Origin of the sequence: Trueperella pecoris (assembly GCF_014926385.1) — a bacterium.
GTDB classification, from domain to species: Bacteria; Actinomycetota; Actinomycetes; order Actinomycetales; family Actinomycetaceae; genus Trueperella; species Trueperella pecoris.
In genome coordinates, this window is the sequence record NZ_CP053291.1 from 873,606 (window position 1) to 899,306 (window position 25,701).

The following is a 25,701-nucleotide window of genomic DNA, read 5'->3' on the forward strand; positions in this document are numbered from 1 at the left end:
CAGATTGAGGGTGCACTTATGTGCGCAAGGTCCCGGGTGGTCAGTCACACTGTGGATGGTCGTGGTGAATCATGCGCTCATGTGTATAGTTATGCGTATGGCTGTGAATGTTGCAATCGCCGGAGTCACGGGATACGCGGGTGGCGAGGTCGCGCGCGTCCTCGCCCAGCACCCACACCTCACCGTCACGACAGTCGCTGCGCACACCTCACGCGGCCCGCTCAGTCAGCACCAGCCGCATCTATGGCCACTTCGCAACCTCGACATCAAGCCCCTGGAGGTTGAGACGCTCGCCGGACACGACGTCGTCGTGCTCGGCCTACCCCACGGAGCCTCCGCGGCCATGTCCGCCGCGCTCGAGCAATGTTGCCCTGACGCCCTCATTGTTGACCTAGGGGCCGACCATCGTCTCCTCGACCCCGGCGCCTGGGAACGCTACTACGGCTCACCTGCGGCCGAACCGTGGACGTACGGCATGCCGGAGCTCATCCGCTCCGGAACCAGCCAGCGCGAGCTGCTTGCCGCCACCGCGCGCATCGCCGCTCCCGGATGTAACGCCTCGGCGGTCACCTTCGCGGCCCAGCCGGCACTCGCCGCGGGCGTGGCGAGTGGCGAGGACATCGTGGCTGTCCTGTCCGTGGGCTACTCGGGAGCGGGAAAGTCGGCTAAGACGCACCTGCTCGCCGCTGAGGCCATCGAAAACGCCGCCCCATACTCGGTGGGGGGAACCCACCGTCACATCCCCGAAATCGCCCAGAACCTGACGATCGCGGGTGCCGAGCACGTGAGCCTGTCGTTCACGCCGGTCCTGGTCCCGATGTCGCGTGGAATCCTCGCCACCGTCTCCATCCCGGTTCGCCCGGGCACGACGCCGTCCGAGGTCGTCGATGCTTACTGCTCGGCTTACGACGTGCAACCGTTCGTGGCCTGGAGCGAGGGCTGGCCCCGCACCCGAAACGTTCTCGCCTCGAACATGGCGCTCGTTCGCGCCGAGCTCGACGCCGACGGCCGGCGCATCACCGCCGTCTGCGCCCTAGATAACCTCGTTAAAGGCACGGCGGGTGCCGCAACCCAATCAATCAACCTGGCACTCGGACTGGCCGAAGAGACCGGCCTGACGCAGGTAGGAGTTGCCCCATGATGCTCTTTAGCCAATCGAACGTCGAGATCGACACCACCTGCGGCGTCACCGCCCCTGCAGGTTTCCGGGCCAGCGGCGTGGCAGCAGGCATTAAGTCGTCCGGTCGCGACGTCGCCCTCGTCGTCAACGACGGCCCACAATTCGTCTCGGCCGCCGTCTTGACCTCAAACCGCGTCGTCGCCGCGCCCGTGACGTGGATGAAGAACGCCACCGGTGGGCAGCGCGCCGTCGTTCTCAACTCCGGTTGCGCCAATGCCGCCACGGGCGCCCCCGGGTACGAGGACACGGTTGCCACGGCCGGCCACCTCGCTAGCCTCCTCGGTCTCGAGCCTGCCGACGTGGCGGTGTGCTCGACGGGCATGATTGGCCAGCGGCTCGCCATGGACAAGCTCTTGCCCGGCATCGCCGAGGCGGTAGCCGCGCTGAGCGAGGAGGGTGGGGCGGATGCGGCTGACGCGATCCGCACCACCGACACGGTGACCAAGGAGGCCGCAGTGCGCGGCCCATACACGATCGGCGGCATGGCCAAGGGAGCCGGCATGCTCGCGCCCGCTCTGGCGACCATGCTCTGCGTGATCACCACCGACGCGCTCCTCAGCGCCGACCAGGCCCGCGACGCGCTCGACGCCGCGGTGCGCGCCTCCTTCAACCGCATCGATTCCGACGGTGCAATGTCCACCAACGACACCGTGCTCCTCCTCGCCTCCGGGGCCTCCGGCGTCGTACCCGAGGACTTCACTGAGCGTCTCACCGGCGTGGCGCAGTCGCTGGCACGCCAACTCGTTGCCGACGCCGAAGGTGCATCGCACGACATCCTCATCCGTGTCCGAGGGGCGAGCAGCCAGGAAGCCGGCCTCGCCGTCGCCCGTGCCGTCTCGCGCTCCACCCTGCTCAAAGCCGCGATCTTCGGCAACGACCCCAACTGGGGTCGCGTGATCTCGCAGGTCGGCACCGTACCGGAAGAGATCGCGCCCTTCGATCCGGATCGCCTCGACGTCTGGTTCAACGGAGTCCACCTCTGCCAGGGCGGGGGAGTCGGGCAGGACCGCGCGCTCGTGGACCTGGCACCCAGCCGTGAGGTGCTCATCGAGATCGACCTGCACGCAGGAGGTGAGGTCGTTGAACTGTGGACCAACGACCTTACCCACGATTACGTCCACGAGAACTCGGCCTACTCGACATGAACGACACGATCTTAGAGCGCCTCGCCGGCGCGCAACACAAAGCCCGGATCCTCATCGAGGCCCTGCCCTGGATACACCAATTCGCCGGCAGGCGGGTGGTGGTCAAATACGGCGGCAACGCCATGATTAACGATGACCTCAAACGCGCCTTCGCCCAGGACATCCTCTTCATGCGCTCGGTCGGCATCCATCCGATCGTTGTGCACGGAGGAGGGCCACAGATCAACGCCATGCTCGAACGGGTCGGTATTACCTCGTATTTCCGCGGCGGCCTTCGCGTGACCGACAAAGAAACGATGGATATTGTTCGCATGGTCCTCACGGGCCAGGTTCAGCGCGAGCTCGTCTCCCTTCTCAACGTGGGCGGCCCGCACGCCATCGGCATCTCGGGTGAGGACGCCGGCCTGCTCAGCGCCCGCCGCCGACGCGCCAACCTCGACGGTGAGGTGATCGACATCGGTCATGTGGGCGACGTCGTCTCGGTCAATATCGAGGCGCTGAACCAGATGCTCGCCTCTGGTTATATTCCCGTGGTCTCCACCGTCGCAACCGACATCGAACGTCCGCTCGATGTGCTCAATGTCAACGCGGACACAGCCGCCGGAGCCATCGCAGATGCAGCCGGAGCCGATAAGCTCATCATGCTCACCGACGTTGAAGGCCTCTACCTGGACTGGCCGGACAAGTCCTCGCTCGTCTCGGAGATCCACCCCGACGACCTGCGCGAACTCCTGCCTCGTCTCGATGCTGGGATGCGGCCGAAGATGGAGGCCGCGCTGGACGTCGTCGACCGCGGGGTCCCTAAAGCCCATATCATCGACGGCCGCATGGCGCATTCGATGCTGTTGGAGATCTTCACGGATGCCGGCATCGGAACCCAGGTCACGGCGGGTGCGCACCGCATGAGCACGACCCATCAGGAGAGAAAGTGACGAGCAAAGACCTCTATGCCCGCCGCATGATGAACGCCTTCGGCGCCCCGCGCCTCGCGATCGACTACGGCGATGGCGTCTACCTGTGGGACGAGAACGGCACGCGCTACCTCGACCTGCTCGCCGGCATCGCCGTCAATGCCCTCGGATACCGCCACCCCGCAATCATCACGGCACTCAACGAGCAGGCGCACAAGGCCATGCACGTGTCGAATTTTTTCACCTCCTCCGCGCAGCTGGAACTCGCCGGCAAGATTCAGGACATGCTCTCCGAAGAAGGCTACGTGGGGGCCTCGGCCCGTATTTTCTTCTGCAACTCGGGAACGGAAGCCAACGAGGCGGCCATCAAGATGGCCCTGCTGCACAAGCCCAAAGGCAAGATCATTGCCCTCAAAGGCGGCTTCCACGGGCGCACGCTCGGAGCGCTTGCCATCACGCACAAGCCCGCGATTCGCGAGCCCTTTGAGCCGCTGGCCGGCAACGTCATCTTCATCGAGCCGAGCGTCGAAGCGCTCGAAAGCGTCGTCGACGACGACGTGGCCGCCATCTTCGTCGAAACCATCCAAGGTGAGGCGGGGATCGTTCCCGTGTCCGAAGAGTTTCTTCGGCGCGCCCGCGGCCTGGCCGAACGCTACCACGCGCTTTTCGTCGTCGACGAAGTCCAGACCGGTGCCGGGCGTACCGGACGCTGGTTCGCGCACTCCGGCGTCGTCAAAGCTGACGTTATCACGATGGCGAAGGGACTCGGAGGCGGTATACCCATCGGAGCCGTCATCGGCATCGAAAAGGCTGGGCGCCTCATGAGCCCGGGTAGCCACGGGACCACATTCGGCGGCAACCCGCTGGCGTGTGCCGTGGCGAGCGCCGTCGTCGACGAGGTCAAGAATCTCCTCGGGCATGTGCGGGCCACGGGCGAATGGCTGCGCGGCGAACTGACCCAACTCGGATACGACACGCGCGGCGCGGGTCTGCTCATCGGATTCGATGTCAACGACTCAGCGGCCTATCAAGAAGAACTTCTCCAACGCGGGATCATCGTCAACGCACCCAACGCGCAGACGATCCGCCTCGCACCACCACTAACCATCACCAAGGAAGAACTCACCGTCTTCCTGGACGCTATGAGGGAGCTGTCATGACAGGAAATATGTTCACGAAGGCCGCGCGCCTCGCACGCATCGTCGCCATCGTTGAATCTCAGCCAATCGGCTCGCAAGGCGAGCTCCGCCAGCTTCTCGCCAAGGAGGGAATCGAGGTCACCCAGGCCACCCTCTCGCGCGATCTCGACGAGCTACAGGCACGCAAGGTCCCCAACGCCGAGGGCGGGCGAACCTATAAGATCCCCACCCCGGGTGTGGAATCCGAAGCCGACAGCCCGGCGATGACGCACCTCGAGCGTTGGGCACGCGAAGTCATGGTGTCGGCCAAGTCGGCCTCCAACCAAATCGTGTTGCGCACCCCGCCGGGGGCCGCCCAACTGTTGGCCTCGGCGCTCGATCGGGCCGTGCTACCTGGCGTACTCGGTTGCATCGCCGGAGACGACACAGTTCTGGTCGTCACCGAAAGCTCCCAGAGAGCCGAAGAGCTCCTCCAGCGCCTCATCGGCATCGCTCACTCGACGTCAAACAACTAAATAAAAGAAGGAATGACATGGCTAAGGAACGCGTAGTCCTCGCATACTCCGGAGGGCTCGACACCTCCGTTGCAATCGGATGGATCGGAGAACAGACCGGCGCAGAGGTCATCACCGTGGCCGTCGACGTCGGCCAGGGCGGCGAAGACCTCGAGGTCGTCCGCCAGCGAGCGCTCGATTGCGGCGCTGTGGAGGCCTACGTCGCAGATGCCCGCGACGAGTTCGCCGAGGAATACTGCATGCTCGACCTGCAGGCCAACGGCCTGTACATGGACGCCTACCCGCTTGTCTCCGCGCTCTCGCGCCCGGTGATCGTCAAGCACCTTGTGCTCGCCGCCCGCCAGTTCGATGCCACCGTCGTCGCGCACGGCTGCACCGGTAAGGGCAACGACCAGGTGCGATTCGAAAACGGCATCACCTCGTTGGCGCCGGACGTGACGTGCCTGTCTCCGGTACGCGACCTCGCCCTCACGCGCGAGTTCGCCATCGGCTACGCCGAGAAGCACAATCTTCCCATCGAGACCACCAAGTCCAACCCCTTCTCCATCGACCAGAACGTCTGGGGCCGCGCCGTTGAGACCGGCTTTCTCGAGGACCTGTGGAACGCGCCAACCAAGGATGTCTACAACTACACCGACGACCCGGCCTACCCGCCGCTACCCGACGAGGTCGTCATCACCTTCGAACGTGGTATTCCCGTGGCCATCGACGGCACGGCGGTGACTCCGCTGCAGGCGATCGAGGAAATGAATCGCCGCGCTGGCGCACAAGGAATCGGCCGCATCGACATCGTTGAGGATCGCATGGTTGGAATCAAGTCACGTGAGATCTACGAGGCGCCAGGCGCCATGGCCCTCATCACGGCTCACAAGGAACTCGAGCGAGTCACGCTCGATCGCGAGCAAGCGCGCTTCAAGGCGCGCGTTGGCCTGCGCTGGTCCGAGCTGGTCTACGAGGGGCAGTGGTTCTCACCGCTCAAGAGGTCGCTTGACGCGTTCATCTTCGATACGCAGGAATACGTGTCAGGCGATATCCGCATGACGCTCCACGGCGGCCGCGCGGTGGTCACCGGGCGCAGGTCCGAGACCTCCCTGTACGACTTCAACCTCGCCACCTACGATCAGGGCGACACCTTCGATCAGGGCAACGCGCGCGGTTTCATCGCCCTTACGGGCCTGACCAGCCAGCTTGCCGCCGCCCGCGACGTGAAGTTCGGTAAGGGTGAGGCGATGCCAAAGCTTAACCTTTCCTAAAGCGGTGGCTGAGGGGCGCAAGCGGGGCTTGCGCCCCTCAGCCGTACCTGCCCACGCTCACATGCCTAGTCCAAGGGCGCGCGCTCACTCTCAGGGCGCGCCGAATCCTGTGAGAATACGGGTGTTTCGTGAACACAGATGGCGATTTGGGCCAAAACCTCCCAGGAGTTGGCAGGCACTCCAGCTATGGGCGGGTGCTCCGCCTACGCGAGGGCGTTGCCGCGCAAATCGGTGCCCAAGCGACGATAGGCCAGCGGTAACAAGGCCGCGGACCAGACGAGGCCGAAGACTCCGATGGCCACCGTCACCCACAGTCCGGCCCGCAGGCTGACGAGCGAGGTCATCGACGAGACCACAAAGGGCCCAACCGCCGCCCCGATCGCGACGATCGATTGCCAGATGCCAAGGAAGGCTGCCCGGTTGGTGGCAGGCGAGAGGTCGGCGCCGACGGTCATGACGATGCCGGCACCAAATCCGTTTCCGAAACCGAGGACCGCCGCCCCGACCACGAAACCGATCGGCGAGGTCCACAGGATGAGGATGACAATGCCGATCGGCATGAAGATCAACGAGGGAAGCAACGCCCAGTGGCGTCCGCGCCTGTCCATGAGAGAGCCGGAGACGATGAACATCGCCGTGTCGAAAAACGCCGTGACGGCGAAAATTGCGGTGACGAACGTCGGGTCGAAGCCAAGATATGTGCCCCAGAGCGGCACAATGACGTTTCTATTCGCCCGCAGGACATTGAGGCAGTTCAGCCCCACGCCAAGGATGAAGGTGGAAAGCTTGGAGCGGTGCTCGAGGGCCCGCGGGCGGTCGTCGTTGTGCCCGGCGCTGACGCGTTCCCGGTCCGTACTTGGGTCTGGGACGACGTAGGCCACGATGAGTGCCAGCGCCAAAATCACGAGCACGATGTGAAAGATGAAGACCGACTCAAGCGCCCACAGTGCGAGCAGGCCCGTCGCGATGAGCGGGCCGATGAGCGTGCCAATGCGGATCATGCCGCCCAGCGTGGACAGTCCGCGGGCGCGCCACAGCGGCGGAATGGAATCGGCGAGATAGGCCTGGCGCGCGAGCGACCAGGAGTTCGCCCCGATTGCGAGCGCCACGATGGACAACACGAAGACGACGCGCGAGGCCGGACCGGGAAAAATCAGCGTCCACAGGAATCCACCCAGGGACGCTAACGCCACGAAGGAGCCGTAGATCAGCGCGGCCTTGTCGCCGATTCTTGCGATGATTTTGCCAAGCACCGGCGAGACGACGATCGCCATGAACCCGAAGACTCCTACGGCGGCCGACGATCCGGCGTCGTCAAAGCCGACACTCAGCGCCGCGATGGCCAGGATCGGCATCACGGCTCCCGAGCCGACGGCGAAGATAAGGGCCGGCAGATAGACGGGCAGGATGAGCCGCGTGATCGGGTTGCGGTCCAGGAGCTTAGACACGTCAGATGGTTTGGCTCAGGGTTGCAACCATGACGGCTTTGATGGTGTGCATGCGGTTCTCGGCCTGGTCGAAGACGACGGAGGCGGCCGAGGAAAAGACATCGTCGGTCACTTCGAGTGCGTCCATGCCGGTGGCGTCGTAGACGTCGCGTCCCACGGAGGTGTTGAGATCGTGGAAGGCGGGCAGGCAGTGCATGAAGATGGCCTCGTCGTTTCCGGTTCGGGCCATCAGCTCACGGTTAACCTGATAGCTGCGCAGCGCCTCGACGCGCTCTCGCCACACGTCCTTGGGCTCGCCCATGGATACCCATACGTCGGTGGAGATGGCGTCCGCACTTGCTACGGCCCCGAGGTCATCAGTGATGGTGATGCGCGCGCCGGTCTGTGCCGCAAAGGACTGCGCGATCGCCACTGCTTCGGCGTCGGGCTGGTAGGCCTCCGGCGCGACGATGCGCACGTCCATCCCCAGCATCGCCGAGGAGACGAGCAGGGAACGGCCGGTGTTGAACCGCGCGTCGCCCACGTACACGTGCACGACGTCGGACCACGGCTTATCGATGTGCTCGGAGATGGTCAGCGCATCGGCGAGCATCTGGGTGGGGTGCCACTGGTCGGTCAGTCCGTTGTAGACGGGTACCCCCGACCACGCGGCCAGCGTCTCGACGCCTTCCTGGGAGGTGCCGCGAAACTCGATCGCGTCGTAGAAGCGGTCCAGCACGGCGGCGGTATCCGCATAGCTTTCCTTGTGCCCGATCTGGGAGCTCGTCCCGTCGAGCATCGTCACGTGGGCGCCCTGATGATACGCCGCGACTTCGAACGCGGTCCGGGTGCGGGTGGAGGTCTTTTCGAAGATGAGCGCGATGGTCTTGCCAGTCAGACGCTGAACCTCGTGCCCCTCGAGCCGCTCACGCTTGAGGCGAGCCGCGAGGTCGATGAGGCCGCCCCACTGACCGGGCGTGAAGTCGGCCTCTTTGAGGAAAGAACGTCCATAAAGTTCGTGCATAGTGAGGAGTCTAATCGCTGGTGCGAAAAGGCGGCGGATGTGCTCACAAACGAGCCAATCCGCCGCCTCCAAAGGTGGTGTTAAACCGTGGCCGGTGTGGAGTGCGCCGGCCCGTCCGGGTAACCATCGGGGTTGGCTGACTGCCACCGCCACGTGTCCTCACACATGTCCTCGGTGCTCAAGACGGTCTTCCACCCGAGCTCGGCTAGGGCGCGCGCCGGCTCGGCGTAGACCTCGGCGCGATCACCGGGGCGGCGTGGGGAAATTTCCTTGGGCAGCTCGTGCCCGCAGGCCTTCTCGAAGGCAGTGACGAGTTCGAACACCGAGGTGCCCGTTCCTGTGCCGAGGTTCCACACGCGCACGTCCCACGACGCCGTCGTCAACTTCTCGAGCGCTGCCACGTGAGCCTTGGCTAGGTCAACGACGTGGAGGTAGTCGCGGATGCACGAGCCGTCGCGGGTGGGGTAGTCGTCGCCGAAGATGAGGAGCTTGTCCTGGCGCCCGGCCGCGACCTTGGCGATGGCGGGCATGAGATTGTTGGGGATTCCCAGCGGGTTTTCGCCAATGCGGCCGGACTTGTGTGCGCCCACAGGGTTGAAGTAGCGCAGCAGGCCGAGCTTGAATCCGTGGGCGTGGGCGATATCGGTGAGGATGCGTTCGCCGGCGACCTTCGTGTAGCCGTAGGGGGAGAGGGAGTCGAGGTGCTTTTCGTCCTCGAGGAGGGGAAGCTCGACGTCGCCGTAGACGGTGGCTGAGGAGGAGAAGACGATTGTGCGGGTGCCGGCCGCGATCATTGCCCGGGCGAGGGAGAAGGTGGTGTTGAAGTTATTCTCGTAGTAGTCGAGTGGCTTTTCCACCGATTCTCCAACGGCCTTGTACCCGGCGAAGTGGATGACGGCATCGGGGTGAGTCTTTTCGAAGATCTTCCTCGTCAGATCCTGGTCGGTAAGGTCTGCCTTGTACCACTCGAGGGAACGGCCGGTGAGCTCCTCGAGCCGGTCGATGACCGTTTCTTTTGCGTTGGAGAAGTTATCCACGATGATCGGTTCGTGGCCGGCTTCGACCAATTCCACGACTGTGTGCGAACCGATGTAGCCGGCGCCGCCGGCGACTAAAACCTTCATTTTCGCTCCTGATAGGCATGTTCTTGAGATACAAATCCTACTCCGATTGGACACGTCGCGCGGGCGAAGAAAAGGTTTGGCACAATGAAAACATGGAACATGTGGCACTTTGGGGCGGACGCTTTAACGGCGCACCCGCCGACGCTCTGACGGAACTGTCTCGCTCGACTCACTTTGACTGGCGGCTTGCACGTTACGATATCGCCGGATCGCGTGCACACGCGCGCGCCCTCCACGCCGCGGGTTTGCTTGACGACGCCGAACTGGCGGGCATGCTTGACGCCCTGAGGCGCCTTGAAGGCGACGTCGTCTCGGGCCGATTTGCCCCGCGTCCCGACGACGAGGACGTCCACACCGCCCTCGAGCGCGGTGTCTTGGAGCGCGCGGGCGCCCAGCTGGGAGGCAAGCTGCGCGCGGGCCGCTCACGCAACGATCAGATTGCCACGTTGATCCGGATGTATCTGCGCGACCAGTCGCGCATCATTGGCGGCAAACTCTTGGACGTGGCCGGCGCGCTCATGGTCCAGGCCGAGCGCGCGGGGCAGGCCGTGATGCCGGGGCGCACCCACATGCAACATGCCCAGCCCGTGCTCGTTGCCCATCACCTGTTGGCGCACGTGTGGCCGATGTTGCGCGATGTCCAGCGCCTGCGCGATCTTGATTCTCGCCTGGCGGAGAGCCCGTACGGTTCGGGTGCACTGGCAGGCAATACGCTCGGGATGGATCCGCAGACGGTAGCGGAGGATCTGGGCTTTACAAGCTCGGTGTGGAACTCGATCGATGGCACGTCTTCACGCGACCTCGTGGCGGAGTTTTCTTTCGTCATGGCCCAGATCGGCATCGACGTGTCGCGGATCAGTGAAGAGATCATAATCTGGAACACCAAGGAGTTCTCGTTCGTCACCCTGGATGACGCATTCTCTACCGGCTCCTCGATCATGCCGCAGAAGAAGAACCCGGATGTTGCCGAGCTGGCCCGCGGCAAGGCCGGCCGGTTGATCGGGGACCACACGGGCTTGCTCACCATGCTCAAGGGGCTGCCACTCGCCTACGATCGTGACCTTCAGGAAGACAAGGAGCCGGTTTTCGACCAGGTCGACACACTGGACGTTCTCCTCCCGGCCGTCGCCGGAATGATCGAGACGATGATCCTCAACTACGAGCGCATGGCTGAATTGGCCCCGCAGGGCTTCTCACTTGCAACCGATATCGCCGAATGGCTCGTGCGCGAAGGCGTGCCCTTCCGCGAGGCGCACGAGATTTCGGGCGCCTGCGTGGCGGCGTGTGAGGCGGAGAGCATCGAGCTGTGGGATCTCAGCGACGAACAGTTCGCCCAGATCGATCCACGCCTCACCTCCGGCGTCCGCCGCGTGCTGTCCGTTGAAGGCTCCGTCAACGCCCGGGCCGGCCGCGGTGGCACGGCTCCGCAGCGCGTTCGCGAGCAGGCCGAGGAAGCGGCGCGCCACCTGGCGGATCTGCGCGCGTTTACCGCGGCGCTTATCGTCGCCTCCTGACGTGGCGGCCTTCCTCTTCCTTATCAACCCAGCTCTCGCCTACGATACTTAACCGGACTGGGACAGGTGGACGCCCCGCCAGGGCGGGACGCGAATTGATATCGACCTCGGGCAGCTCCTCCAGTAGGCGTCGCTCCCTAGGACAGCGGCGGGAATTCCTCGAGGGAGAAGACCCGTTCGAGGGGCAAATCGAAGAACTTCGCGATTCGTAGCGCCAAGTAAAGGGAGGGGGCGTACTCACCGCGTTCGAGGTAGCCGATGGTCTGATAGTGAACGCCCATGGCGTCGGCGAGTTCGCGCCGGGAAATCCCGCGGTCGGTGCGCAGAAGGGCGATACGGTTAAAGACGACGTCGTCCTTCATTCACATTCCCATCATGGTCTTCATCTTCTGCTGCGCGCGAGCCACTTGCCCAAGACTCACTTTGCGGAAGCTGACTTCGACGAGCTTCCAAGCGACCATCATACCGACGATCAGCCACGCGGTGAGAACGAGCACGGAGGCCAGCACATTTTCGTTGGACCCGATGAAGATCCAACGCGAGACCACGCCCGCGTGGTAGACGGGAAAGACCTGGGAGATTACTTGCACCCAGCCGGGCAGGACCGTGAGCGGGAAAAAGATACCGGAGATAATCAGCAGGCCCGTCAGGGCGAGGACGCCGATGAGGTAGCTCCACAGCGACCTCGTCACTGCTCCAACGATGAAGCCCAGCGGCGCGGCAGCAAGGATCACGAGGAGAAGGAAAGGCACCGCGAGGGCCACTTTCGCCCAGGTCAACTCGAAGGCCGGGATGAAGACGATAGTGGCAATCAAAATGAGTAGCTGGCTCGCAAGGATGATCGCCGACGCCGTCGCCAGCTTTGCCGCCGACCAGATCTTGACCCCATGGGGAAGTGTGCGTACGCGCAGGAGGACGCCCGCGGTGAACTCGTTGTAGACCTCGCTGGCGATCTGTGAGGCCACCAACGTAGACATGCCGACCAGTGAACCGGCGATGAGGAAGTGGCCAGCGCTGACATCGAGGTTCGGTATGTTCCGAGACATCGTGCGGCCCAAGAAGACCCAGAGGGCAGGAACGATGATGAGGTTGAGCGCGGAAGCGCCAAGAAGTTGCGGGCGAATGTCTGCGAGGGCTTGAATGCCAGTCGCCTTCAAGAAATGACTAAATTTCATGGCCATCCTTTCAATTCGAGGCGTGCGTGTGGCCGACGAGCTCGAGGTAGGCATCTTCGAGCGTGGGGCGGGAGATGGTCAGGCCGCTGATGTTGGTCAGATCGAGGCTCGAGACGAAGCCTTCCACGTGGTCGGTTGCGTGAACCCGGCGCTGGCCATCCTCAATCCAGGTCACCTCGGCCGGCCGGAGCAATCGCTCGCGAAGTTCGGAGGCAGTTCCGCAGGCCGCCACGACGCCGTCGTCGATGATGACGATGCGGTTGGAAAGCTTTTCTGCTTCGTTGAGGTCGTGTGTGGTCAGGAGGATGGCAGTGCCATGGTCGGCGGCGTGCGCGATGAGGTCGTGAAGCTGGATTTTGCCGGCGGGGTCCAGGCCCGTGGTGGGTTCGTCGAGGATGAGCAGGTCGGGGGATCCGATGAGCGCGGTCGCGACGTCCGCGCGGCGCCGTTGCCCGCCGGAGAGCTTGCCGAGTTTTGCTTTCTTCTTCTCGGTCAGGCCGACTTCCTCGAGGAGGTCATCGATGTTCTGGGTGGCACGGCCGGTCGCTTTAAACGCTTGCTCGACCCAGGAAAGCTGGTCGATGACTCGCCACTTTGAATGATCGGACCAATGTTGTTGGACAAGGCCAATGCGATCCCAGTTTGTTGCGTTCGGAGGTTGCCCGAAGATCGACACTGACCCCGCGGATGGGGTGTACGTGCCGAGGATGATCTCGAGCAGGGTGGTCTTCCCGGCGCCGTTAGGGCCCAAGATGGTGAGAATCTCACCGGCTCCTAGGCTGAGGCTGACGCCTTTGAGAACGGAATTCTTGTCATAGGCAAAGTGGACGTCGCAGACGCGGAGCATGGAACCTCCTCCAAATGGAAGTAATGGCACGTATGAATATAGTAGACCTACTACATGCAGTCAAGTGTGACGACAGATCTTCGATCTGCGGGCGGGGGCATGCGAGCGCCGTGGGTGGAATTGAGTCGCGGGAAGCTGATAGGGCAAGATTAGTGGTGGTCCGCCGTCGTTGGCGGAGATGCAACAAACGAAAGGGAAAGACGTGGAAGACGTCCTCGATGAACTGCAATGGCGTGGGCTGATCGCCCAGAGCTCGGACTTCGATGAGCTGCGCAAAGCGCTCTCCGACGGGCCGATCACGTTCTATTGCGGCTTCGATCCGACCGCGGCGTCCCTGCACCACGGCCACCTTGTTGCCGTGAAGGTCATGCGTCACCTCCAGATGGCTGGACACAACCCCCTCGTTCTTGTGGGGGGTGCGACCGGCCTGATCGGCGATCCGCGCGCCAAGGGGGAGCGTCAGCTCAACACGAAGGAGGTCGTGGCTGGCTGGGCCGAGTCTTTGCGTGGTCAGCTCGAATCGCTCCTCGATTTTGAGGGCGAGCACGCTGCCACGACCGTCAACAACCTGGACTGGACGAACGAGCTGTCCGCCATTGACTTCCTGCGTGACCTTGGCAAGTACTTCCGCATGGGCACGATGCTCAACAAGGACATCGTCAAGCGCCGCCTCGAATCCGAGGAGGGGTTGTCCTACACCGAGTTCTCCTACCAGATCCTCCAGGCCAACGACTACCTGCAGCTCTACCGTCGTCACGGGTGCACGCTCGAGGTTGGTGGCGACGATCAGTGGGGCAACCTCGTCGGCGGCCTCGACCTGATCCGCAAGACCGAGGGTAAGTCGGTTCACGTGCTGACTAATCCGCTTATCACCAAGGCCGACGGCACCAAATTCGGCAAGACCGAAGGTGGAGCGGTGTGGCTGAATCCTGAGATGCTCAGCCCCTACAAGTTCTACCAGTTCTGGCTGAATACGGCTGATGAGGACGTCATTCGCATGCTGAAGGTCTTCACCTTCCTCTCGCGCGAGCGCATCGAGGAGCTCGAGCAGCTCGTCGCCGAGCGTCCGCAGGCGCGTGAGGCTCAGCGCGTCCTCGCCGAAGAAGTGACGACGTGGGTGCACGGCGCCGAGGCAACCGAGCGCGCCAAGCAGGCCTCGCTCGTCCTGTTTGGCAAGGCCGAACCGTCCGGCCTCGACGAGCAGACGTTGCGCGAGGCTACCGCCGAGTTGCCCTCCGCCAGCGCGAAGATGGGCGACGCCGTCGTTGACGTTCTCGTCTCGCTCGGCTTGGAAAAGGGCGCCGGTGCGGCACGGCGAACCATTGCCGGTGGTGGCCTGTATATCAATAATGTTAAGGTCGACGATCCTGAACGCCTGATCGAGGAGGGCGATGTCTTGCCCGGCTCGCTCGTCCTGCTGCGTAAGGGGAAGAAGAACATGACAGCGGTGCGAGTCTAGATTCGTTCGTCAAAGGCGCCGGGAGAAATCCCGGCGCCTTTTTGTATGCTTGCACAAGTTATGGCTGACCAAAGGTCCTAAAGTTCGGTATACCGAAAGAAATAGTTTATAGTAGCCAAAGCAAGTTAGTACACCCTAATTTTCGAATGGAAGGTAATCATGACCTTAAAACGACTCGTTGCTCTCGCCGCGGCCGGCGCACTCGCCCTCGGCGCCTCCGCCTGCGCGGTGGACGCCGCCAAGAAGCCTGAGGCCAGTAAGGAAGGCAAACTGACCGTCGTCGCCACCACCGGCTACCTCGGCGACGCGATTGCCAACATCGCCCCCGAAGCGGAGCTCACCGTGCTTGTTGGCCCCGGTGGAGACCCGCACACCCAGGAGCTGACCACCTCGGACACGGAAAAGATCGCCAAGGCTGATCTCGTGGTGTGGACCAGCCACGACATGGAGCACAAGATGATGGGCCAGTTCGACAAACTCGGCGAGCGCCAGTTCGCTGCGGGCGAGGCTATTCCCGAGGAGCAGCTCCTGCCCTGGGAAGAAGACGGTAAAATCGAGGGCCACGATCCGCACGTGTGGAACGACCCGATCGCCTGGCAGCTGGTCGTGAGCGCAACCGCCGACAAGCTGGCGAAGGTCGATCCATCTCATGCCCAGACCTACAAGGACAACGCCGCCGCCTACAACTCCAAGATCCAAGCAATCCACGAAGAGGCCAAGACCGCCTTTGCCAAGATTCCGCCGGAGAAGCGTGTGCTTGTGACCGGGCATGACGCGTTCAACTACCTCGGGCGCACCTACGGCCTGGAGATCTACGCGACCGACTTCGTCTCCTCCGAATCTGAGATGTCCCCGGTCCAGGTCCACGAGCTAGCCAAGCTCGTGGCAGAGAAGAAGGTTCCCGTGATCTTCTCCGACAACCTCAAGAACCCCGAGGTTATCAAGCACCTGCAGGAGGCCGTGGCCGCCGCGGGCTGGAAGGTTTCCATTTCGGACAAGGAACTGTTCGCAGACACGTTGGGAACCGAGTCTCCCGTTGACACCTACCCGGGCGCCTTCCGGCACAACGTCGAGGCCATCGTGGCCGCCCTTAGTAACTAGCGGCTCCGAGAGGGGGGGGGGAAGAATGCACAGTTTTGAAACTCATGATCTCACGGCTGGCTATCGCGAACGTGTGGTGCTGCACGAGGCCTCGATGCACATCGATCCTGGTTCGATCATGGCGATCCTGGGCCCGAACGGGGCCGGCAAATCCACGCTGATCAAAACTGCACTCGGGCTCCTTCCCCCTCTCTTCGGCCACGCCACCTTCTTCGGGCAAACACTGGCCGAGCAACGCCGACGGGTGGGCTATATGTCGCAGGTTGCCGACGTCGACTGGGATTTTCCCGCCACTGTCGCCGACGTCGTCCTCATGGGGACGTACGGACGCCTTGGGTGGTTGCGACGCCCGGGGAAAGCAGAGCGCGAGCTCGCGCGCCGCGCGATGGAGCGGCTAGGCATCGCCAAGCTCGCGGGCCAGCACATCTCGGAGCTGTCGGGCGGGCAGAAGCAGCGGACTTTCTTGGCGCGCACGCTGGCCAGCGATCCCGATCTTCTGCTGCTCGATGAGCCCTTCGCCGGCGTCGACATAGCCTCTGGTAGGGCCATCATGGATGTGCTGCGGGACCTCGCTAGCGAGGGCCGGGCGATCGGGATCGTCCACCACGACCTGTCGACGGTCGCGGAGTTTTGCACGCACGCTACGCTACTGCGCGAGGGGCGCGTCGTCGCGAGCGGGCCACTCGAAGAGGCGTTTACTCCCAGCCTGATCAATCGTGCATACGGGCTCGACCAGGTGGGGGTGGGGAGATGATTTCTCTCGCCGAATTTTTTGGAACGTACGCCTTCCGCACCACGGCGATCGGCACGTTCCTCATTGGAGCCCTCGCTGGGGCGCTCGGATCAATTCTCTATCTGCGCAAACAGTCTCTCGCCTCCGATGTCGTGGGTCACTCCGCCATTTTCGGCGTTGTGACGGCATTCGTGATCGCGAGCCTCCTGGGGGCTGACGGCCGGTCAATTGTTACCTTGACGATCGGTGCCACCGCCGCCTCCGTTCTCTCCCTCCTTCTGACGAACCTGATCGCCCAGCACTCGCGCGTCGGCATCGACGCGGCGATGGCCGTATCCATGGCGATCTTCTACGGCGGGGGAATGGTAGGTTTACGCCTCATCAACCATTCGAGTCTGCCCAATCGAGGCGGAATCGACTCATACATGTTCGGAAACGCCGGCACGATGCGCCAGGTTGACGTCATCTCTATCGCCGCTTTCGGCGCGCTCGCCCTCGTGGTCTTGGCACTCTTTTGGAAAGAAATCGGCCTGTACTGTTTCGATCCGGTTGCGGCCCATATCCAAGGGTTTTCCCCGAAAGTCGTTGACGCGATCTCAATTGTGACGACGACGGTCGCGATCGTCATCGGCATTAAGGCCGTGGGCATGATCCTCATGGTCGCCTTCGCCATCATGCCCCCGGCAGCTGCGCGTCAGTGGACGACGTCGATGCGCGGCCTCGTCGTGGGGGCCGGAGCCATCGGGGGAGTCTCGGGGATGGCCGGCGCCTACCTATCAATCTCTGCTGGCCGCGTGCCGACCGGCCCCGTCGTCGTTCTCATCCTCTTCACGGTTTTCCTTGTGTCAATTCTTGCCTCGCCGCGGCGTTCGATTCTGAGCCACAGGCGCGGACGCCGTCGTTGTCTTGAAACGAAGGCGGTCTCAGCATGAGCTTTATTCTCTCGGTGATGTTGCTAGCGGTGGTGACGTCAGTGGTGTGCTCGCTGCCTGGCGTCTTCCTCGTGTTGCGACGACAATCGATGCTGGTGGACGCGCTGTCGCACGCGGTGCTCCCAGGGATCGTGCTGGGTGCCTTGATCTCGGGCTCCACTCATTCTCCTGTGATGACGGTGATTGCTACCCTGTGTGGTCTTCTCATCGTCATCGGGGCAGATAGACTCAAGCGCACCGGACTCTTGGCGGGCGACGCAAATCAGGGCGTCATCTATCCTGCGCTCTTTGCCCTCGGGGTGTTGCTTCTGTCCACGCAGCTGTCGGGCGTTCACATCTGCGCCGATACTGTCCTCGTTGGCGATCTCAACCTGATGGCGCTTGAGACAGAACACCTCATCGTTGGGGGCTTTGACATCGGCCCGCGCATGATGTGGGTATTGATCAGTGTCGGCGCCTTAAACGCGGCCTTCATCGTGGTGGCCTACAGGGTGCTGCAGGCCACCACCTTCGATAAGAGCTTTGCGGCCGTTTCCGGTATGCCCGTGAAGATCGTCGATACCGTGTTCATGGTGCTCATCGCGCTGACTGTCGTCACGGCTTTCAATGTGGCTGGCGCAATCCTCGTCATTACGCTGATGGTGGTTCCGGCCGCGACAGCTGTGCTGATCGCAGGCACGCTTCCCGCCTTGATCGGGCAGACAATAGGCATTTCGGTGTTTTCTGGGCTTGTTGGCTTTCTCGTCGCCTGGCAGGGCGATCTTGCGACGACGCCGATGATGGCCTTTGTTGACGGCGTCATGTTCTGCCTGGTCTTGCTTGCATCTCGTATGTTGCCGAGGCGTCTTGCTCGAGACGCTGGCTGATGGGCTCACGGCGGCGAGGTGTTCGGCCGGGCTGCTCGGCTGGAACCCGTTGCGCTCGCGCCGGCGTGAAGGTGCGTCGCTACAGGCAAAAGCGGCGTCAAATTTCGGTGTTTGTGGTTGTGATCAGGGGCACTGTGGGTTGGTTTGACGTGGGTGGGGTGGGTGTATAGAGTGTTTACCTGTTGCCGGGTTGTGCAGCGGATTCCGATGGTGTTGTTGTTGGGGTTTGTTGTGTGGTTTCGGTGCCCTTGAGGGGGTCTGGCAAAGGTTTTTTTGTTGGGTTTTCTTGTGTGGGTGTGTTGTTTGATATCTCAATAGTGTGTCAGCTTTTTATGTTGTATTTTTTTGCTGGCTCTTCCATTTTTTGTGGTGGGGTTGGTTTTTTGCTGTGACTGGCCTTTTGGTTGGTTGTGGTTTTTGTTTGCCAGTTTTCTGGTTTTGTTGAGCTTGTTTTTCTTGCTTTTCATATGGATTGGGCTGGCCCTGTTTGTTGGGGTTGGTTTTGTTTTTTGTGGAGAGTTTGATCCTGGCTCAGGACGAACGCTGGCGGCGTGCTTAACACATGCAAGTCGAACGATGAAGCCTTTGCTTTTGCTTGGGTGGATTAGTGGCGAACGGGTGAGTAATACGTGAGTAACCTGCCCTTGTCTTTGGGATAAGCCTGGGAAACTGGGTCTAATACCGGATATTCTGCTTCTGCCGCATGGTGGGGGTTGGAAAGATTTTTTGGATGGGGATGGGCTCACGGCCTATCAGCTTGTTGGTGGGGTGATGGCCTACCAAGGCGTCGACGGGTAGCCGGCCTGAGAGGGTGACCGGCCACATTGGGACTGAGATACGGCCCAGACTCCTACGGGAGGCAGCAGTGGGGAATATTGCACAATGGACGCAAGTCTGATGCAGCGACGCCGCGTGGGGGATGAAGGCTTTCGGGTTGTAAACTCCTTTCAGTACAGAAGAAGCGATGAGTGACGGTATGTGCAGAAGAAGCGCCGGCTAACTACGTGCCAGCAGCCGCGGTAATACGTAGGGCGCGAGCGTTGTCCGGAATTATTGGGCGTAAAGAGCTCGTAGGCGGTTTGTTGCGCCTGCTGTGAAAGTCCGGGGCTTAACTTCGGGGTTGCAGTGGGTACGGGCAGACTAGAGTGTGGTAGGGGTAATTGGAATTCCTGGTGTAGCGGTGGAATGCGCAGATATCAGGAGGAACACCGATGGCGAAGGCAGGTTACTGGGCCACCACTGACGCTGAGGAGCGAAAGCGTGGGTAGCGAACAGGATTAGATACCCTGGTAGTCCACGCCGTAAACGTTGGGCACTAGGTGTGGGGCCTTTTCCACGGGTTCTGCGCCGTAGCTAACGCATTAAGTGCCCCGCCTGGGGAGTACGGCCGCAAGGCTAAAACTCAAAGGAATTGACGGGGGCCCGCACAAGCGGCGGAGCATGCGGATTAATTCGATGCAACGCGAAGAACCTTACCAAGGCTTGACATACACTGCGATGTGCCAGAGATGGTGCAGCCTTCGGGGTGGTGTACAGGTGGTGCATGGTTGTCGTCAGCTCGTGTCGTGAGATGTTGGGTTAAGTCCCGCAACGAGCGCAACCCTTGTCCTGTGTTGCCAGCACTTTGGGTGGGGACTCACGGGAGACTGCCGGGGTTAACTCGGAGGAAGGTGGGGATGACGTCAAATCATCATGCCCCTTATGTCTTGGGCTTCACGCATGCTACAATGGCCGGTACAGAGGGTTGCGAGCCTGCAAGGGTGAGCTAATCCCTTAAAGCTGGTCTCAGTTCGGATTGGGGTCTGCAACTCGACCCCATGAAGTCGGAGTCGCTAGTAATCGCAGATCAGCAACGCTGCGGTGAATACGTTCTCGGGCCTTGTACACACCGCCCGTCACGTCACGAAAGTTGGTAACACCCGAAGCCCGTGGCCTAACCTTTTTGGGGGGAGCGGTCGAAGGTGGGACTGGCGATTGGGACGAAGTCGTAACAAGGTAGCCGTACCGGAAGGTGCGGCTGGATCACCTCCTTTCTAGGGAGCCCTGGTGTGATGGTCACTGTTTGTTGGTGGTTGTCGTTTTTTGTTGGGGTTTTTAGTGGTGTGCAATGTGGGGAGCTGGCATGCTGTTGGGGTGTGGGGTAACACCTGTGCTGCCTGTGCGTGGGCCTGCTTGTGTGGGTTTGTGTGTGGTGTTGGTGTGGTGGTTGAGAATTGTATAGTGGATGCGAGCATCTTTTGGTTTTTGTAAGTGTTTTAGGGCGTTCGGTGGATGCCTTGGTACACGGAGCCGATGAAGGACGTTGTAGCCTGCGATAAGCCTCGGGGAGTTGGCATACGAGCTGTGATCCGAGGGTGTCCGAATGGGGGAACCTGCCTGGAGTTGTTTCTGGGTACCGTCATCTGAATGTATAGGGTGATTGGGGGTAACGCGGGGAAGTGAAACATCTTAGTACCCGTAGGAAGAGATATTCTGTGAGTAGTGGCGAGCGAAAGCGGATGAGGTTAAACCGGGTGTGTGTGATAGCCGTCGGGCGTTGCATATTCGGGGTTGTGGGGCCTGCAGTGATTCCCTCCGACGGGGGGTCGAGGAGTGATAAAGGTGGCAGATAGGTGAATCAGTTGGGAAGCTGGACCGTAGACCGTGATAGTCGGGTAGTTGAAATCTGTTGCTCTTCTTTGTGGTGTTCCCGAGTAGCACGGGGCTCGTGAAATCTCGTGTGAATCTGCACAGACCACTGTGTAAACCTAAATACTTCGTGTGACCGATAGTGAATGAGTACCGTGAGGGAATGGTGAAAAGTACCCCGGGAGGGGAGTGAAATAGTACCTGAAACCGGACGCTTACAATCCGTCAGAGCCCTTTTTGGTGGGGGTGATGGCGTGCCTTTTGAAGAATGAGCCTGCGAGTTAGGATGTGTGGCGAGGTTAACCCGTGTGGGGTAGCCGTAGCGAAAGCGAGTCTGAATAGGGCGGTTTGAGTTGCATGTTCTAGACCCGAAGCGAAGTGATCTAGCCATGGGCAGGGTGAAGCACGTGTAAGAGCGTGTGGAGGCCCGAACCCACTTCAGTTGAAAATGGAGGGGATGACCTGTGGTTAGGGGTGAAAGGCCAATCAAACTTCGTGATAGCTGGTTCTCCCCGAAATGCATTTAGGTGCAGCGTTGCGTGTGCTTGCTGGTGGTAGAGCGACTGGATGGTCGATGGCCCTTATACCGGGTACTGAGATCAGCCAAACTCCGAATGCTGGTTTAAGTTGAGCGTGGCAGTGAGACTGCGGGGGATAAGCTCCGTAGTCGAGAGGGAAACAGCCCAGATCATCGGTTAAGGCCCCTAAGGGTGTGCTAAGTGGGAAAGGATGTGGAGTTGCTGTGACAACCAGGAGGTTGGCTTAGAAGCAGCCATCCTTGAAAGAGTGCGTAATAGCTCACTGGTCAAGTGATTCCGCGCCGACAATGTAGCGGGGCTAAGTACACCGCCGAAACCGTGGCAACAAGTTTTTGTTGGGTAGGGGAGCGTCGTGCTCGAGATGAAGCTGCCGGGTGACCGTGTGGTGGATTGGGTGCGAGTGAGAATGCAGGCATGAGTAGCGAATGACGGGTGAGAATCCCGTCCTCCGAATGACTAAGGGTTCCAGGGCCAGGTTCTTCCGCCCTGGGTTAGTCGGGTCCTAAGGCGAGGCCGACAGGCGTAGTCGATGGGCAACCAGTTGTTATTCTGGTACCGGCGAAGGACCGTCCATGCTGAAGCGGGGGATACTAACCATCCTTGCTTGCTGTTGTACCCTTTCGGGGGTTGATGGTAAGTGAGCGTGGGACCTGATCTTGTGGTAGGCAAGCGTGTTAACAGGGGTGACGCAGAGTGGTAGCTTCCGCGTGGCTAATGGCTTGCCACGTTTAACAGCGCAGCTCGTTCCTTAGGTAAATCCGGGGAACATGGTGAGTGAGGCTGGATGATGAGACCGTGTGGTCGAAGTAGAGTGATCCTGTGCTGCCGAGAAAAGCCTCGACGTGAGGTCCAAGCCGCCCGTACCCTAAACCGACACAGGTAGTCGAGTAGAGTATACTAAGGAGTTCGAGTGAATCGTGGTTAAGGAACTCGGCAAAATGCCCCCGTAACTTCGGGAGAAGGGGGGCCTGATCCTTGAAGCACCTTGCGTGCTAGGGGTGATGGCCGCAGAAACCAGGGAGAAGCGACTGTTTATCAAAAACACAGGTCCGTGCGAACACGTAAGTGGATGTATACGGACTGACGCCTGCCCGGTGCTGGAAGGTTAAGAGGATCGGTTAGCCACCTTGTGTGGCGAAGCTGAGAATTTAAGCCCCAGTAAACGGCGGTGGTAACTATAACCATCCTAAGGTAGCGAAATTCCTTGTCGGGTAAGTTCCGACCTGCACGAATGGCGTAACGACTTCTCCACTGTCTCAACCGCGAACTCGGTGAAATTGCATTACGAGTAAAGATGCTCGTTACGCGCAGCAGGACGGAAAGACCCCGGGACCTTTACTATAGCTTGGTATTGGTGTTTGGTACGGTTTGTGTAGGATAGGTGGGAGACTGTGAAGCCGTGACGCTAGTTATGGTGGAGTCATTGTTGAAATACCACTCTGATCGTGCTGGATGTCTAACCTCGGACCATGATCTGGTTCAGGGACAGTGCCTGGTGGGTAGTTTAACTGGGGCGGTTGCCTCCTAAAATGTAACGGAGGCGCTCAAAGGTTCCCTCAGCCTGGTTGGTAATCAGGTGTCGAGTGTAAGTGCACAAGGGAGCTTGACTGCGAGACTGACAAGTCGAGCAGGTACGAAAGTAGGAACTAGTGATCCGGCGGTGGCTTGTGGAAGCGCCGTCGCTCAACGGATAAAAGGTACCCCGGGGATAACAGGCTGATCCTGCCCAAGAGTTCATATCGACGGCATGGTTTGGCACCTCGATGTCGGCTCGTCGCATCCTGGGGCTGGAGTAGGTCCCAAGGGTTGGGCTGTTCGCCCATTAAAGCGGTACGCGAGCTGGGTTCAGAACGTCGTGAGACAGTTCGGTCCCTATCCGCTGCGCGCGTTGGAAACGTGAGAAGGGCTGTCCCTAGTACGAGAGGACCGGGACGGACGAACCTCTGGTGTGCCAGTTGTACCGCCAGGTGCATGGCTGGTTGGCTACGTTCGGAAAGGATAACCGCTGAAAGCATCTAAGCGGGAAGCCTGCTTCAAGATAACGTTTCCCGAACACCCTTGGGTGTTGAGAGGTCCCCTATAGACCATGGGGTTGATAGGCCAGACGTGGAAGCACTGTAAAGTGTGGAGCTGACTGGTACTAATGGGCCGACCACTTAAAAAACCAGACAACAAAAATTTTCGTATCCACTATACAATTCTGGACCACCACCCCATCCCTTGGTGGCAGAGACAAATTGAATAAAAATTGGTCCCCAAATGTTTTGACGGTGGCCATAGCGGTGGGGAAACGCCCGGTCCCATTCCGAACCCGGAAGCTAAGCCCACCAGCGCCGATGGTACTGCACTCGCGAGGGTGTGGGAGAGTAGGACACCGCCGTCAACCAAACCCTTTTTGAGCCCTGACCCAACAGTCAGGGCTCAAAACATTTCAGGCACAACCACGCGCACACTCGGCCCTTCTAACGTCGAGGCGACAATATCAATCCCGACCTCGGAAAATATACTCAAATGTGAGGCTACTCAATGGTACTTGCCGGCGATGATCGTGTCGCGCGTCTCTCACTAACTTCGAGCCTTTAACTGTTCGCTTTCGGGTAGTGTTGGGTACGTTGAATTACGCCTATCGTGGCGTTGCTGCTTGAAAACTTAAACCGTGAGGAACTTATGTCTGAGAACGAAAAGTACGATAACTCGGAAGGCCGCGCAAGGCGTTCCTCCGGCTGGAACTCGGCTTCTGACCGCTTCGGCAGCCGCCGCGGCAACTGGGACCGTGATCGCAACGGTCGCGATGATCGTCGTGGTGGTTGGAATCGCGATGGGCAGGGCCGCTGGGACCGTGACCGTAACGACCGTAATGAGCGTGGCGGCTGGGACCGTGACCGTAACGACCGTAATGAGCGTGGCGGCTGGGAACGTAACCGTAATGATCGCAATGATCGCCGTGAGGGCTGGGGCCGTGACGAGCGTCGTGATGGCCGCCGCGGCAACTGGGACCGTGATCGCAACGGTCGCGATGATCGTCGTGGTGGTTGGAATCGCGATGGGCAGGGCCGCTGGGACCGTGACTGTAACGACCGTAATGAGCGTGGCGGCTGGGAACGTGATGACCGCCGTGAGCGCCCTGAGCGGGATAGCGAGCAGCTCCGCGACAATGGTCGCCACCTCGAGATCCCGGATTCGATTTCCGGAGATTCCCTAGACAAGGGCGCCCGCCAGCAGCTTCGTTCGCTGAATAAGGACAACGCTGATCGCGTGGCACGCCACCTTGTCTATGCAGGTGAGATGCTTGAGATCGATCCGGAGGTCGCTTACGACCATGCCCGTGCGGCCTACCAGAGCGCGGCCCGCATCGACGTGGTTCGCGAAGCACTTGGTCTGACGGCTTACGCAACTGGCCGCTACTCGGAGGCCCTGCGCGAACTTCGCACCTATCGTCGGATGAGCGACGATTACACGCACGTGCCGCTTGAGGCAGATTCTGAGCGTGGGCTTGGTCGTCCGGAGAAGGCGCTGCGCTTCATCGAGGGCATTCCGCTCCAGCGGCTGTCTGCCGAGGCTCAGATCGAACTGGCGCTTGTCACGTCGGGTGCGCGCGCGGAGACGGGCGACTCCGAGCGAGGTCTGTCCGTTCTCGAAAAGATCAAGGTCGACAATCTTCCCCAAGAGCTCGCTGCGCGCGTGCAGCTGATCAAAGCGGACCGGCTTGAGGAACTCGGCCGTCAGGACGAGGCCGAGGAGCTTCGTCAGACGTGGGCTTCGGTCTATGAAGGTGAAGGCGGCGACATTATGGTCGACCTCGAGGACGTCCTCGATGACCTTGACGATCCGGCCGACGTCGCCGAAGGCGCGGCCGAGCCCGCTGACGACGATTTCGAGGACGATCTCGATGATGAACTCGCCGCGGATTTTGACGAGGAGTTCGGGGAGGACGAGCTGGACATTGAACTCGATGACGCCGCGGAGGCAGACGAGGACGAGCTGGACGTTGATGAGCTTGATGAGGCTGACGACCTTGATGAAACTAACGCACTTGACGAGGAAGAAGACGAGTCTCTCCTTGACGATGAGTCTGACGAGGAGAGCTTCTTCCAGGGCGAGTTTAATTTCATGACCGACGATGAGATCGAGGCGGCGCTTGAGGCCGACCAAGACCTCGACCTGAACGATGGTGAGGACGAGGAGTAAC

Annotated in this window: 19 protein-coding genes and 3 rRNA genes; 16 read left to right on the forward strand and 6 right to left on the reverse strand. The window is 61.0% G+C overall.

What is annotated here, in order from left to right:
- Positions 1-97 precede the first annotated feature (97 nt).
- Genes argC through HLG82_RS04215 form a run of 6 tightly spaced genes read left to right on the forward strand, consistent with a single transcriptional unit; the run spans position 98 to position 6,143 of the window.
- Positions 98-1,141, forward strand: coding sequence for an N-acetyl-gamma-glutamyl-phosphate reductase (gene argC / locus HLG82_RS04190; protein WP_216858964.1), 1,044 nt, complete (start codon positions 98-100; stop codon positions 1,139-1,141).
- Complete coding sequence (gene argJ / locus HLG82_RS04195; RefSeq protein ID WP_246462242.1) at positions 1,138-2,325, forward strand: bifunctional glutamate N-acetyltransferase/amino-acid acetyltransferase ArgJ; 1,188 nt, start codon at positions 1,138-1,140, stop codon at positions 2,323-2,325. Before argC ends, argJ begins: the two co-directional genes overlap by 4 nt.
- Complete coding sequence (argB, locus tag HLG82_RS04200; protein ID WP_193327452.1) at positions 2,322-3,257, forward strand: acetylglutamate kinase; 936 nt, start codon at positions 2,322-2,324, stop codon at positions 3,255-3,257. Before argJ ends, argB begins: the two co-directional genes overlap by 4 nt.
- Complete coding sequence (locus tag HLG82_RS04205; protein ID WP_246462241.1) at positions 3,254-4,396, forward strand: acetylornithine transaminase; 1,143 nt, start codon at positions 3,254-3,256, stop codon at positions 4,394-4,396. Before argB ends, HLG82_RS04205 begins: the two co-directional genes overlap by 4 nt.
- Positions 4,393-4,890 carry an arginine repressor gene (gene argR / locus HLG82_RS04210; protein ID WP_193327453.1) on the forward strand — a complete coding sequence of 166 codons (498 nt, stop codon included), beginning with the start codon at positions 4,393-4,395 and terminating at the stop codon, positions 4,888-4,890. The genes HLG82_RS04205 and argR overlap by 4 nt, the downstream gene beginning before the upstream one ends.
- Before the next feature lie 17 nt (positions 4,891-4,907).
- A complete protein-coding gene (locus tag HLG82_RS04215; protein WP_193327454.1) occupies positions 4,908-6,143 on the forward strand; it encodes an argininosuccinate synthase in 1,236 nt (411 codons plus the stop codon).
- Between the two features lie 203 nt (positions 6,144-6,346).
- On the opposite strand, the gene HLG82_RS04220 is transcribed toward HLG82_RS04215, so the two are convergent.
- The 3 genes from HLG82_RS04220 to galE all read right to left on the reverse strand — a co-directional run bounded on the left by HLG82_RS04220 (position 6,347) and on the right by galE (position 9,718).
- Entirely contained in the window at positions 6,347-7,591 is a 1,245-nt protein-coding gene (locus HLG82_RS04220; protein ID WP_193327455.1) for an MFS transporter, read from the reverse strand.
- A gap of 1 nt (position 7,592) precedes the next feature.
- On the reverse strand, positions 7,593-8,594 hold the full coding sequence (gene argF, locus HLG82_RS04225) for an ornithine carbamoyltransferase (protein WP_193327456.1): 1,002 nt from the start codon (positions 8,592-8,594) through the stop codon (positions 7,593-7,595).
- 80 nt (positions 8,595-8,674) lie between these two features.
- Entirely contained in the window at positions 8,675-9,718 is a 1,044-nt protein-coding gene (gene galE, locus HLG82_RS04230; RefSeq protein ID WP_193327457.1) for a UDP-glucose 4-epimerase GalE, read from the reverse strand.
- 92 nt (positions 9,719-9,810) lie between these two features.
- On the opposite strand from galE, the gene argH reads away from it, so the two are divergent.
- Positions 9,811-11,232, forward strand: a complete 1,422-nt coding sequence (gene argH, locus HLG82_RS04235; protein ID WP_246462240.1) for an argininosuccinate lyase — start codon at positions 9,811-9,813, stop codon at positions 11,230-11,232.
- Positions 11,233-11,369: 137 nt separating this feature from the next.
- Here argH and HLG82_RS04240 read toward each other — a convergent pair whose 3' ends face one another.
- From HLG82_RS04240 to HLG82_RS04250, 3 genes are read right to left on the reverse strand one after another with little or no spacing between them, the layout of a single operon-like run.
- Positions 11,370-11,594, reverse strand: coding sequence for a helix-turn-helix transcriptional regulator (locus HLG82_RS04240; protein ID WP_193327459.1), 225 nt, complete (start codon positions 11,592-11,594; stop codon positions 11,370-11,372).
- Complete coding sequence (locus HLG82_RS04245) at positions 11,595-12,407, reverse strand: ABC transporter permease (RefSeq protein ID WP_193327460.1); 813 nt, start codon at positions 12,405-12,407, stop codon at positions 11,595-11,597.
- 10 nt (positions 12,408-12,417) lie between these two features.
- On the reverse strand, positions 12,418-13,254 hold the full coding sequence (locus HLG82_RS04250) for an ABC transporter ATP-binding protein (protein ID WP_193327461.1): 837 nt from the start codon (positions 13,252-13,254) through the stop codon (positions 12,418-12,420).
- Positions 13,255-13,456: 202 nt separating this feature from the next.
- Here HLG82_RS04250 and tyrS point away from each other — a divergent pair, with 202 nt between their 5' ends.
- The 9 genes from tyrS to HLG82_RS04295 all read left to right on the forward strand — a co-directional run bounded on the left by tyrS (position 13,457) and on the right by HLG82_RS04295 (position 25,700).
- Complete coding sequence (tyrS, locus tag HLG82_RS04255) at positions 13,457-14,713, forward strand: tyrosine--tRNA ligase (RefSeq protein ID WP_193327462.1); 1,257 nt, start codon at positions 13,457-13,459, stop codon at positions 14,711-14,713.
- Between the two features lie 159 nt (positions 14,714-14,872).
- On the forward strand, positions 14,873-15,814 hold the full coding sequence (locus HLG82_RS04260; RefSeq protein WP_193327463.1) for a metal ABC transporter substrate-binding protein: 942 nt from the start codon (positions 14,873-14,875) through the stop codon (positions 15,812-15,814).
- A 25-nt stretch (positions 15,815-15,839) separates the two neighbouring features.
- Positions 15,840-16,568 carry a metal ABC transporter ATP-binding protein gene (locus tag HLG82_RS04265; RefSeq protein WP_193327464.1) on the forward strand — a complete coding sequence of 243 codons (729 nt, stop codon included), beginning with the start codon at positions 15,840-15,842 and terminating at the stop codon, positions 16,566-16,568.
- Positions 16,565-17,479 carry a metal ABC transporter permease gene (locus HLG82_RS04270; RefSeq protein ID WP_193327465.1) on the forward strand — a complete coding sequence of 305 codons (915 nt, stop codon included), beginning with the start codon at positions 16,565-16,567 and terminating at the stop codon, positions 17,477-17,479. The genes HLG82_RS04265 and HLG82_RS04270 overlap by 4 nt, the downstream gene beginning before the upstream one ends.
- Positions 17,476-18,345, forward strand: coding sequence for a metal ABC transporter permease (locus HLG82_RS04275; RefSeq protein WP_193327466.1), 870 nt, complete (start codon positions 17,476-17,478; stop codon positions 18,343-18,345). Before HLG82_RS04270 ends, HLG82_RS04275 begins: the two co-directional genes overlap by 4 nt.
- A 508-nt stretch (positions 18,346-18,853) precedes the next feature.
- Positions 18,854-20,378, forward strand: a 16S ribosomal RNA gene (locus tag HLG82_RS04280).
- Between the two features lie 211 nt (positions 20,379-20,589).
- Positions 20,590-23,676 (forward strand): 23S ribosomal RNA (locus HLG82_RS04285).
- A gap of 102 nt (positions 23,677-23,778) precedes the next feature.
- A 5S ribosomal RNA gene (rrf, locus tag HLG82_RS04290) occupies positions 23,779-23,895 on the forward strand.
- Together the 16S, 23S and 5S rRNA genes form the textbook arrangement of a ribosomal RNA operon.
- Before the next feature lie 284 nt (positions 23,896-24,179).
- Positions 24,180-25,700: a tetratricopeptide repeat protein gene (locus HLG82_RS04295; RefSeq protein ID WP_193327467.1), complete on the forward strand. Its 1,521-nt coding sequence runs from the start codon at positions 24,180-24,182 to the stop codon at positions 25,698-25,700.
- Position 25,701 lies beyond the last annotated feature (1 nt).